The following is a 12,038-nucleotide window of genomic DNA, read 5'->3' as shown; positions in this document are numbered from 1 at the left end:
GTTTTATTTTATAATATCTTTTCTATATCATTTTTTATTTTTAAAGGAGATGTTGTTGGTGAATATCTTTTTATAACATTCCCCTCTTTATCAATTAGAAATTTAGTAAAATTCCATTTAATATCTTTTGTTAAGAGTCCCTTTTCTTGTTCTTTTAAATATTTATATATAGGATGAGTATTGCTTCCATTCACATCTACTTTTTCAAACATGTTAAATGTAACTCCATAATTTAGTTGACAAAAGTTTTTAACTTCTTCATTATCTCCAGGTTCTTGATTTAAGAATTGATTACATGGAAAACCTAGTATTTCTACTCCTAAACCTTTATAATCTTTATAAATTTCTTCAAGATCTTTTAATTGAGGGGTAAAGCCACATTTACTTGCTGTGTTAACTACTAAAACTATTTTCCCCTTATAATCGCTCATATTTATTTCTTTTCCATCTATATTTTTTGCAGAATAATCATAAAAACTCATGAATTTATCTCCTTTAATTATAGTAATTTTCTTATATCTTCAATCATATCAAGAGGATCTACTGTTGGTTCAAATCTTCCTACAACATTACCTTCTGTATCTATAAGGAATTTTGTAAAATTCCACTTTATTGAATCATCAATTAAATATTCTGGGAATTTTTCATTTAATATACTATTTAATAATTTTCCATTAGGTTTAGTTAAATCAAACCCTTTAAAAGACTCTTTTTCACATAAAAATTTAAATATTGGATGTGCAGAAAGTCCTCTTACATCTATCTTTTCAAATAATTTAAAGGTTACCCCATAGTTTATTTCACAAAAACTTTTAACTTCTTTATTATTTCCAGGTTCTTGTTCTAAGAATTGATTACAAGGGAATCCTAAGATTTCTAATCCTTTTTCATTAAATTCTTTGTGTAATTTTTCTAAATCTGCATATTGAGGAGTAAAGCCACATTTACTTGCAGTATTAACTACTAAAACTACTTTGCCTTTATATTCACTCATGTTTATTTCTTTTCCATCAATATCTTTAGCATTAAAATCGTAAAAATTCATTTATTATTCCTCCATTTATTTCATATTGCTTAAAATTTAATTTTATACAATTAATATTTTTGTATTTATATTATCTCTTTTTATTTTAAAAGTCAACTGTATCCATAATAAAAAATATTTTAATATATTTTATTAGATAGTATATATAGTAAAACTCTAATAAAGTATAGTTTTTAAAAAATTGTATAAAATAAAAATAATGTATATCATCGATGGATATACATTATTTTTTATTACTTTCACTATTAACCTTATTTCCCCACTCTTCTAATGAATGTATTATTGGACAAATAGATTTTCCAATATCTGTTAAAGAGTATTCTACATGTGGAGGTATTTCGTTAAATTGCTTTCTTTCTACTATTTTATATTCACCAAGCTCACGAAGGCACCTTGTTAGCATTAAACTAGATATACCATCTATATTTTTTTCTAACTGGTTAAAACGTATGCTTTCATTTTTCCAAATTTCTATCATTATTTTTAGCTTCCACTTGCCTGATAATATATCTAAAGCATATTTAACAACTTCTTCATTTATTTCCTTTTTCCCAATATAATTACTCATATTTATCCTCCATTACTTACTTTTTTGTAACTAACTAAAGAAAATTTGCCTACTTGTTTTCATATATCTTATTCACTATACTAGTTTATATATTATGATTTAAATTGTAAAGTTTATAACAATTAATTTATAAAGGAGAGTTTAATATGAACAATACTGAAATTTTAAATGCTTTAAATAATAGATTTGCTTGTAAAGAATTTGATAAAAACAAAAAAATTAAGGATGAGGACTTAAATTTAATTCTTGAAAGTGGTAGATTATCTCCAAGTTCAATTGGTATTGAACCTTGGAAATTCTTAGTTATATCTAATGAAGAACTTAAAAACGAATTAGCTACTGTTGCTTTAGGTGGAAAAAAGCAAATTCCTTCTTGTAGCCATTTAGTAATACTTTTAAATAGAACTGCAAATGATTTGAAAGCAGATTCTGAATATTTAACTAAGTTATTTAATGAAGATAAACATTTACCAAAAGAAGTTGCAGATATAATGTTAAAGATGATAAAAGATGTAAATGATAATAGATTTAAAAATAATGAAAAAGAAATAAACCATTATTCTAGAGAACAAGCATATATTGCACTTGGTACAATGTTAACTACTTCAGCTTTAATTGGAGTTGACTCTTGTACTATAGGTGGATATGATGCTGAAGCTGTTACTAAAATATTAAATGGTAGAAATCTTATGGATTCAAATCACTTTAACATTTCATGTATGTTAGCATTAGGATATAGAAACGAAAATCCTACAGCAAAAACTAGAAGAGCTTTTGAAGATGTAGTTGAGTTCGTTAAATAATAGAATATCTATCATATATAAATAAAAAAATACTTAAATAAATGCTAGTAGATATTTCTAAGTCTACTAGCATTTAGTTCTTATATATTCATTTCTACAAAATTATTATTTAAACTAACTTCTTTACCATTTAATGTTACTTTCTTATTTAATTTTAAACTATTAATTATAAACTTAACTTTAGAATACTTATTAACATAATTATTCTTCTTTATTATAAATTTTATATCTATGCTTTCATTGTTAGATACAATTATTTCATACTCATTATATATTCCATTTCTATAGTCAAAACTTTCCCCATCATCATTATAATGAATATATTTAAACTCATTTTTATCCTCATTTAAATATATATTTAAAATTAACTCATTACTTTCTTTTTCACCAACATAATTTTGTTCTATACTCATTGGAATAATTGAATTTGCTTTTATAAATATAGGGCAAATATTCAAAGGAGATTCTTTTATTATATACTGCCCTCCATTATAATTTTCACCAGTCCAAAAATCTATCCATGTACTTCCTTTTGGTAAGTAGACAAGTTTTTGTCTCATACCTTGTTCAACTACTGGGGATACTAAAATACTATCTCCACAAAGGAATTCGTCATTTACTTCATAAGTATTTTTATCACTTTGATATTCAAATAGAAGAGGTCTAATAATTGGTGCCCCAGTATCTTCACACTTCCACATTAAATCATATAGATAAGGAAGAAACTTATAACGAAGATTTATATACTTCTTATTAATTGCCTCTGTTTCTTTATCAAATGCCCATGGCTCTTGATCTCTAGTTCCCATTGCTGAATGATTTCTAAATAATGGTGTAAATGCTCCTATTTGTACCCATCTACTTAATAACTCACCAGTACAATCATGTCCAAAGCCACCAACATCTGTTCCACAAAAACTCATTCCACTTAAACCTAAATTCATTAACATAGGAATAGACATTCTTAAATGTTCCCATGTACTTTGATTATCTCCAGTCCAAATAGTTGAGTATTTTTGAGTACCAGCATAACATGCTCTTGTAACTACAAAAGGTCTCTTATTTGTAGTTTCTTTTATTCCTTCATAAGTAGCTTTACTCATCATGTGTCCATATATATTATGTATTTCTTTATGAGTAACTTCTAATCCATCTTCATTAAAAACAACATCATCTGGTAATGGTCCATTAAAACTAGCTGGTTCATTCATATCATTCCATATTCCTGAAACACCTAGATCCATCATAATTTTTTGATTTTTTGCCCACCATTTTCTAACATCTGTACTCATAAAGTTTGGATAAACTGAATCGCCTGGCCAAACTTTATTTTTATATACTATTCCATCTTTGTCTTTTGCAAAATAGTCATTTTTCATTCCTTCATCATATATATTATACTTTTTATCTATTTTTACACCAGGATCTATAATTGTAACAACTTTGAATCCCATATTCTTAAGTTCATCCGTAAATTCCTTTGGATTTTCAAATTTTTTATTGTCCCAAGTAAATACCCTAAAGCCATCCATATAATCTATATCTAAATAAATAGTATCACAAGGAATGCCTTTATCTCTAAAAGCTTTTGCTATTTCTAATGCTCTTTCTTTTGGAGCATATGACCATCTACATTGTTGATATCCTAATGTCCATAATTGTGGAAGCGGAGTCTTTCCTGTAAGTTTTGTATATTCATTTACTACGTTTCTCACTTCTGGTCCATACATGAAGTAATAATCTAAGTTACCTTCTACAGCGCCAAAATAATAGTATTCTGAATTTTCTTTTCCCATATCAAAGTGACTTTCAAAATGATTGTCAAAGAATATTCCAAATGCATCCTTATCTTTTATTGATATTAGAAATGGTATTGATTTATATAATTGCTCAAACGTTTTTCCATGAGGACTTGGATTATCAGTATTCCAATTTCTATAATGATACCCTTTCTTATTTAAAGATCCTGTTCTTTCTCCTAAGCCGTAGAAATACATATCATCTTCCATTGTCTTTGCTACATAAACCTTAAGATCTTGATGTCCATTTAAACTATGTCCTTCTTCAGCTGCAAGTTCAAGATCATTTCCTCTTCTTTTAAATGGACTTCTTTCACCTCTGTAATCCCTACATAAAACCTTTTCATTTTTATCATAAATATCTATCTTAAAATCATCGTTAACAACAATTTTTAATTTTTCTGTTACTATATTTAAAGTATCTTTAATTTTTTCTACTGAAAGGCTAGAACTTTCTAAATTTAAATTTTCAACGGCCTTAGAATTTCTTTCTTTTCTATAAAATGGAACAAAAAAATTAACAACTCCATCATTAATAATTGTTATAATAGCTTCATTTTTTTCATACTTTAATATAATTTCTTTATTATTCACTTCATAATCTAGTAGTTTACCCAACATTAAATCACCCTCTATTCTAAATAATTATATTTTCTATAGTATATATGTTTCAATTAATAGTTTACATAATTAAATCTAACTGTATTTTTTAGTTAATATTCTTAATTTAAAGTAAAATAACAAAATTGAATTCATATATAATATTTAATTTTTCTACCTACAATCATATTATAAATTAAATTACTAGTTATTTCTTGTATAATAACATCAAAAAGTATAACAAAATTGCTATTTTTATATAATTGTTACTTTGCACATTTTATAGATATTAATTTTGTCTGTTTTTTCTTGTTTTCTATTGAGATAATAGAAAAAGTCTTAAGGGATCTATTATCCTTAAGACTTTTTAGATTTATTTAAATAAATCTTTTAAAACTTCTTTTATATTTTTATTTACTTTAATAATTTTTTCATTGTTATTTATGTTTTCTAATCCCTTCCTATATCTATTATACAAATAATCAATATAGTTTAAATTTTCATTTATAGCAGAACAAAATATAAAAACTATCAAAGGTGTTAACTTAGGGACTTTCCATAATAAAACTCCTTATAATTAATGATAGTATATTATATTTAATTGTTAATGCTATTGTTATAAAATAATTTATAAAACCTTCATTAATCCTTTAATTTAAACGCCTATAGCCTCTATCCATAATGAATGCCTTATCATTTTATCAGTTGCAGTTAATTCTTATTCTACTCTATTTAATCATTTAAGCATGACTCATTTTTATAATGTAAAAGCCTATAATAAATACTTGTCTATTATGAATTTCTTTATGCCTATTACTTTTAGACCATGGTAGCAATGGAAATATAATTTAAAAAAGCTAGAAGTATTTAACTCTAGCTTTTTTAAATTATATGCTTTTCTTAAAATTTATCCAGTTTCTTTTATTCAAATAGCGAATAAATAAAATTAATCTTTCATTAATAGGTTCACACTTTTGTCCAAATTTTTCTTTCATTTTTTCAATTATTTGAAGAATATTTTTATTTCCATCAATTAATCTCCAGACTTCGCTTCCTAATTCATCTAATTCTATATCGGTAATAGCTGGCTTTTTAAATAGCTTTCTAGCTATTCTTTCTGCTAATTTATCATGATGAAATATTAAATATACTCTATTGTTTTTTTCTTCAAAAGTTTTATGGTTTTTTACTGGTATATAAAGTAAGAAGTTTTCTTGTTTTTTACTTTTATTATTAAACATTATTATTCTCCAATAATTTAATTAGCTTTACTTTCCTTTTTCTTATTGCTTATAATATATCTATATACTAAATAAATTAGAATTAAAAACATAACTAATGCAAACTCTTTACTTTCAGCTAATGCAGGTAAGAACTTAGGTCCTATACCAACAACTTCATTAAGTCCAAAGCCTGTTAATGCTGCTACTAAAATACCAATTAAAGCATCCCCTGCAACTAGACCTGAAGATATTAATATACCTTTTTCAACTTTTTCTTTCTTTACTTCTTCATCATGTTTAAATTTCTTATCTACTATAACTCTAACTATACCACCAGCTAAAATTCCAATACTTAAATTTATCGGTAAGTATATTCCTAATGCAACTGGTAATACAGGTAGTCCTAATATTTCAATTGCAATACCTATTGCAGCTCCTACTAAAACTAAAGTCCATGGTAATTGTGCATCCATAACACCTTGAACAACCATTGACATAAGAGTTGCTTGTGGTGCTTGAAGACCAGTTTCCCCTCCAATACCATAAATATTGATTAATAACAACATTGCAGCACCTCCTGCAACTGCTGAAACTATTAATCCAACAATTAATCCAAGTTCAATATTTTTAGGAGTTCCTCCTAATATAAATGTAGTTTTTAAAGCTTGAGAAGTTCCCCCTGCAACAGCAGTTGCAACACAAGCTATAGCTCCAGCAAGTAAAGCCATTATCATACCTCTATTACCAACAACTCCTATAGCTTTTAAAATTCCAGTTATAAACAATAAAGTTGCTATTGTCATACCAGATACTGGATTGTTAGATGCTCCAATAATTCCGCATATTCTTGCAGATACAACAGAAAATAAAAATGAAAATAATACTGCTAATAAAGCTCCTACCGGATGAATTCCTGTAATCGGTAACAACCAAGATAATAAAAATACTAATGCTGCTCCGCCAATTACCCAAGTCATTGGCAAGTCTTTGTCAGTTCTTTTTACATTTTCTCCTGAAGATTTCATACCTGAGAAAGCAGCTTTCATGGATCTAAATATTATAGGAATTGATTTTCCAAGGCTTATAAATCCTCCTGCTGCAACAGCTCCAGCACCAATATATCTTATATATTCACCTCTAATAGCGCTAGCAGTCATTTCTGCAATTGGAACAGTTGCTGGGAAAACTGCTGCTGCAGCTCCAGAACCAAAGAATTTAATTAATGGTATAAGTCCGAAATAAGCTATTGCACCACCTGCAAACATATAAAGTGCAGCTTCTGTTCCAACTATAAAACCTACTCCTAGGAGAGAAGCTAAGGCATCAACACCAACCATACTTTGAAATATAGATTTACCGCTTTGTGAGATATTAATCATCCATGTTGGGCTTTCAGACCATAATAATAGTCCACCTGACAAAAATTTATATATCCCACCACCAGCTAAACCAGTTATAACACTTTTAAGGCCAGTCCCACCTACAGTTGAATTAACAAGAACTTCAGATGCAGCCATGCTTTCTGGAAAGGCTAACTTTCCATGTTCTTCAACCATAAGATATTTTCTTAAAGGAATAACAAACAAAATACCTAAAATTCCACCTAAAATTGTTATTGTAACTATTTGTAAAAGAGAAATTTCTCCATTCCATATTACAATGGCAGGTAATGTGAATACAATACCACCTGCTAGAGATTCTCCTATACCAGCTATTCCTGCTACCATATTAGATTCCAAAATACTTTTTCGTCCAAATAAATATAGTAGAGCTGTTCCAAGTATCGAAGTAGGGATTATAGCTGCAATAGTCATACCTACCTTTAATGCTAAATATACATTGGCTGCTGCAAATACTGCAGCAAAGAAACATCCAACTAATATAGATGCTATAGTTAATTCTGGTAACGCATCCTTAACTGAAACATAAGGACTGTAATTTTCCCCGTTTATTCCACCATAAGCTTCATGAGAAAGCTTATTTTTTTGAGACATAATGATTCCTCCCTAAATTAAATAATTGTAAGTTTTATAAATCATCGTATATCTTATAGCAACATTTTTATATATTTTCCGTCAAATATTCTATTTACATTTCTTTTTTCTAACTCTACTAACAATCACCTCATTGTATAACTATTACATTTCTTTTATAACTTTAAATTTATCCTCCCTTCAAGTATAATTATACATTTATTGTTAAAAAGTGTAAACATAATACTTGTTTAAAGTTAATTATTACTTTTCTTTGACATAATAATTTTTATATGGCGTTAATTCTATATTTAAGATAAAATAAATTGAGTAGAAATAGTTTATTTCGGAGGAAAGTATATGAAAGATAAAATTAAAAAAATAGCATTAAATAATTGGCTATTTATACTTATGGTATTTATAATTCAAGTAAAATCTATGCTTTTATTATCAATGCTTAGAACTACAAATTCATCTAGTATAAATTTTGCCACTATGTATTTTGGAGTTCCTGCTATAGGAGCACATTTACTTATAATAACATTAATATTGAGTATTATGTTCTTATTTAAATATAAAGGTAAAATGTGGACAGCATTAATAATTGATGTAATCATTACATTATTATTTATTGCAGATATATGGTACTACAGAAATAATGGAACATTCTTATCAATTAGACATTTAATTCATCCAGAAATATTTAATCCTATTGGAAAGAGTTTAATAAACTTTAGGGCTGTAGATTTATTATTTGTTGTTGATTTTATAGCTTTCTTTATATTATTTAAATTTGACAAATTAAGAAAGTATAATGATAATTCAAGACTATCATTAAGAATCGTGAAAACTGCTATAGTATTTTCATTAAGTGCATTAATCATTTTTATTTCTCACTATATAATTGATATAAAAGGTAAAATACCCGGACAATCATTTTTAAGATTATCTTGGGCTCCTTTTCAAACATTTAGTGATATGAGTCCTTTAGGATATCATGGATTCGACTTAAAATACTTTATGGGAAGAAATAAAGAGTTATCAAATTCAGATATTAATGATGTACAAACTTGGTTTGATAATAATAAAGAAGATCTTCCAGATAATGAATATTTCGGGATGCTTAAGGATAAAAACTTAATTGCTATTCAAGTTGAGTCCTTAGAAAACTTTGTTATAAATCAAAAGGTTTATGGACAAGAAATTACACCTACTTTAAATAAATTACTTTCAGAAAGCTTACATTTTGATAATATTTATGAGCAAAATAATTCTGGAACTAGTTCTGATTGCGATTTGATGGTTAATACATCCGTTTTCCCTATTAGAGAAACTAGTACATTCCCAACATATCCTTGGACAAAGTATAATAGTTTACAAAATATACTAAACAACGAGGGATATACAACAATTTCAACTCATGCAGAATTACCTGGAAGTTGGAACTGGGCTGAGCCTCATAAATCTTTTGGCGCAGATAAACTTTGGGATATAAATGAGTTTAATGTTGACGAAGTTATTGGACCTGGGTTATCTGATGAATCATACTTAAAACAAATTGCAGATAAGATAAAATCAGAAAATCAACCATTTTATACTTTCATTGCTACTTTAACAAGTCATGGGCCATTTGAAATGCCAGAAGATAAAAAGTTATTAGATCTACCTAAAGAATTGGACGATAATATGTTAGGTGGATATTTCCAAAGTGTAAGATATGCAGATGAAGCAATAAAACTATTTATTGATGAACTTGAAAAGAATGGGCAATTAGATAATACAGTTATAATGATATATGGAGATCATGGTGGTGTTCATAAATTCTATGAAGAAGAAATTAAAGATGCTCCATTAAATGAAGATTGGTGGCAAGAAAATGATAAGAAAATACCTTTTATAATTTATAATAAAGATATAAAAGCTAACACTATTTCAAAAGCAGGTGGACAAGTTGACTTCTTACCTACAATTTCTTATCTTTTAGGTGTTGAAAGGTCTAAATTTGATAATACATCTATGGGTAGGGTTTTAGTTAATACAGATAGAAATGCAACTATATTAAATAATGGAGATATTATGGGTACTCCAAAAGATGCATATGAAGAAAAACATTTAAAAGATGTGTTTAAAATTGCAGATAATATCATTGAAGGTAATTACTTTGATGTAATAAGTAAATAAAATTAGTATAATTAAGATACTGCCGATATTTTAATAACCGGCAGTATTTTTTTATTTCGCAACTGAAATCTTATAATCACCTTTATTAGTCTTTATCATAAAGATAGTATTTCTTATGATTTTTATAAATCTAATAACTTCTTTATAATTTATAACTTTAAACTTACTATTTTCAACAAAGTCATTTTCAAATTTGTAATTAAAAATCATAATTTTTTCCCTTAACAATTTCTAAATATATTACATATTTATCAATCTATGATATAATGTATATTACTTACTAATTATACATTATTTTGTTATAGAAGGTGATTATTATTAGGAAAATTTATATTTTATCTATACTTAATGTTTTATCTTTTTTTATAACTAAAAGAGTAATTTACATTTATCTTATCAATTTATTGTATATTCCATTTTTACATGATGACTTTTTAGTGAATATAAATAAATACTCCTTATCAAAAGTCAAATCATTTAAAGAAATTCTAGTTTCATATTTTAAACACTTTAAACTTAATCCTATCGAACTAGAAATTGTATTTGAAAATTCTCTAGGATTTTCACTATTAATTGAGTTTATAAAAAATTTAATTAATAATAATATAAAAGAATATGCTTTTACAACAGTATTTTTAACTATAGCTTTATTTTTAATATATTATGCAAATAGAAATATTAAAAAATTTTTTATTACATCTTAATATGTTCTAGTAATTAATGTATTATGAAAATTTATAATACTATATAAAAACTATAGTTTTTGTATTCACGTATAGGAGGATTAATATTGTACAATTTAATTCATATTCTAAAATTAATTTTATTAGTATTATTCTTATTATTCGAATTTTTTGCTTTTAAAAAGTACAAATCATTAAAATATAAGTTATTTCCACTAATAGTAACTATAATCTTAAGTTTATCTATAATTCTCTTTGCATCTTTTTTTAAGTTTACAAGTTATTTTTTATTATTTCCTTTGTTATTTTTTGAATTATGTTTAAAAGGAATTATGCTAGTCCTTGTGCTTGAAATTGTTATAATGCTTTTAAAGCATAAATTAAGTTTGAAAAAATTTATACTTTTGGTTTTAATTTTTGTTATACTTATACTAATATATTTCATATGGCAAAAAGCCTTTTAATTATTTATTGATATTATAGAAGATATTAATTTAATAGAAATTTTATATTGATATTTTTATTGATTTTATAAGAATATTATCAAGTTAAAAACCTATGTTAAGTTACTTAGAATGGGTTTTCTATAAAGTAATTAAAAATTTTAGTGTTTACGTACTATTTAGAAACAACGTGGTGCACTTATATCTTCTAAATTTATTGCTCCAAAACTACCTTCTATTAGTTTTATAGTATTTACTAATACATCAACATCATTATTGTTAATACAAATAGGAAAAGCATCTACACCAGCAAATTCTTTAAATAATACACATTTTCCTTCCATAACAGGCATTGCAGCTAAAGATCCAATATTACCTAGTCCTAATACAGCACTTCCATCAGTAATTACACCAACTAAATTAGATCTTCTCGTGTATTTATATGAAGCATCTTTATCCTTTTCAATTTCTAGACACGGATATGATACACCTGAGTATATGCAATTGTTAAATCTTCATTATTTTTTACAGGACACCTACTTATAACTTCTATTTTTCCTTTCCACATTTCGTGTGCTTGCAAACTTTTTTCTTTCATAAAATATCCACTCCTTCCTATGTATAATAGATTTTTTTTATGTTTCATTCAATAGAATTGTCTTATTTAAGACCTAAGTAATTTTTAAATTAATCTTGTTATTAATTACGCTTATAGAAATT

General features: G+C 26.1%; 9 protein-coding genes and 1 pseudogene. 2 read left to right on the top strand and 8 right to left on the bottom strand.

Features of this window, described 5'->3' with window-relative positions; genetic code table 11:
- Positions 1-8: 8 nt before the first annotated feature.
- The 3 genes from NSA50_RS18955 to NSA50_RS18945 form a co-directional block, all read right to left on the bottom strand.
- Entirely contained in the window at positions 9-482 is a 474-nt protein-coding gene (locus NSA50_RS18955) for a glutathione peroxidase (RefSeq protein ID WP_195263103.1), read from the bottom strand.
- A gap of 17 nt (positions 483-499) precedes the next feature.
- Entirely contained in the window at positions 500-1,045 is a 546-nt protein-coding gene (locus NSA50_RS18950; protein ID WP_195263102.1) for a glutathione peroxidase, read from the bottom strand.
- Between the two features lie 223 nt (positions 1,046-1,268).
- A complete protein-coding gene (locus tag NSA50_RS18945; protein WP_195263101.1) occupies positions 1,269-1,613 on the bottom strand; it encodes a winged helix-turn-helix transcriptional regulator in 345 nt (114 codons plus the stop codon).
- 146 nt (positions 1,614-1,759) lie between these two features.
- Between NSA50_RS18945 and NSA50_RS18940 the strand changes: the two genes are divergently transcribed.
- Complete coding sequence (locus NSA50_RS18940; RefSeq protein WP_195263100.1) at positions 1,760-2,416, top strand: NAD(P)H-dependent oxidoreductase; 657 nt, start codon at positions 1,760-1,762, stop codon at positions 2,414-2,416.
- Positions 2,417-2,496: 80 nt separating this feature from the next.
- Here the strand turns inward: NSA50_RS18940 and NSA50_RS18935 are convergent, their stop codons facing one another.
- The 3 genes from NSA50_RS18935 to NSA50_RS18925 form a co-directional block, all read right to left on the bottom strand.
- The gene (locus NSA50_RS18935) at positions 2,497-4,836 is read right to left on the bottom strand and encodes a glycoside hydrolase family 31 protein (RefSeq protein ID WP_257447919.1); all 2,340 of its coding nucleotides are present in this window, start codon (positions 4,834-4,836) and stop codon (positions 2,497-2,499) included.
- Positions 4,837-5,702: 866 nt separating this feature from the next.
- Complete coding sequence (locus NSA50_RS18930; RefSeq protein ID WP_195263098.1) at positions 5,703-6,056, bottom strand: PqqD family protein; 354 nt, start codon at positions 6,054-6,056, stop codon at positions 5,703-5,705.
- Positions 6,057-6,073: 17 nt separating this feature from the next.
- Positions 6,074-8,032: an OPT family oligopeptide transporter gene (locus NSA50_RS18925; protein WP_195428193.1), complete on the bottom strand. Its 1,959-nt coding sequence runs from the start codon at positions 8,030-8,032 to the stop codon at positions 6,074-6,076.
- A gap of 339 nt (positions 8,033-8,371) precedes the next feature.
- Here NSA50_RS18925 and NSA50_RS18920 point away from each other — a divergent pair, with 339 nt between their 5' ends.
- A complete protein-coding gene (locus NSA50_RS18920) occupies positions 8,372-10,192 on the top strand; it encodes an LTA synthase family protein (protein WP_257447914.1) in 1,821 nt (606 codons plus the stop codon).
- 51 nt (positions 10,193-10,243) lie between these two features.
- Here the strand turns inward: NSA50_RS18920 and NSA50_RS18915 are convergent, their stop codons facing one another.
- Together NSA50_RS18915 and NSA50_RS18910 are read right to left on the bottom strand one after the other, a co-directional pair.
- Positions 10,244-10,402, bottom strand: a complete 159-nt coding sequence (locus NSA50_RS18915; protein ID WP_195263095.1) for a hypothetical protein — start codon at positions 10,400-10,402, stop codon at positions 10,244-10,246.
- Between the two features lie 1,098 nt (positions 10,403-11,500).
- Positions 11,501-11,916: pseudogene (locus tag NSA50_RS18910) on the bottom strand (NAD-dependent malic enzyme); the annotation flags it as partial.
- Positions 11,917-12,038: the final 122 nt, after the last annotated feature.

Origin of the sequence: Clostridium mucosae, assembly GCF_024622765.1 — a bacterium.
In the GTDB taxonomy this organism is placed as follows: domain Bacteria; phylum Bacillota; class Clostridia; order Clostridiales; family Clostridiaceae; genus Clostridium.
This window is presented reverse-complemented; position numbering and strand designations above follow the sequence as displayed.

Bases quoted from the DNA above. Each gene is read 5' to 3' on its own strand.
- NSA50_RS18945 (WP_195263101.1), bottom strand. From the start codon at position 1,613: ATGAGTAATTATATTGGGAAAAAGGAAATAAATGAAGAAGTTGTTAAA.
- NSA50_RS18940 (WP_195263100.1), top strand. From the start codon at position 1,760: ATGAACAATACTGAAATTTTAAATGCTTTAAATAATAGATTTGCTTGT.
- NSA50_RS18950 (WP_195263102.1), bottom strand. From the start codon at position 1,045: ATGAATTTTTACGATTTTAATGCTAAAGATATTGATGGAAAAGAAATA.
- NSA50_RS18915 (WP_195263095.1), bottom strand. From the start codon at position 10,402: ATGATTTTTAATTACAAATTTGAAAATGACTTTGTTGAAAATAGTAAG.
- NSA50_RS18920 (WP_257447914.1), top strand. From the start codon at position 8,372: ATGAAAGATAAAATTAAAAAAATAGCATTAAATAATTGGCTATTTATA.
- NSA50_RS18955 (WP_195263103.1), bottom strand. From the start codon at position 482: ATGAGTTTTTATGATTATTCTGCAAAAAATATAGATGGAAAAGAAATA.
- NSA50_RS18925 (WP_195428193.1), bottom strand. From the start codon at position 8,032: ATGTCTCAAAAAAATAAGCTTTCTCATGAAGCTTATGGTGGAATAAAC.
- NSA50_RS18935 (WP_257447919.1), bottom strand. From the start codon at position 4,836: ATGTTGGGTAAACTACTAGATTATGAAGTGAATAATAAAGAAATTATA.
- NSA50_RS18930 (WP_195263098.1), bottom strand. From the start codon at position 6,056: ATGTTTAATAATAAAAGTAAAAAACAAGAAAACTTCTTACTTTATATA.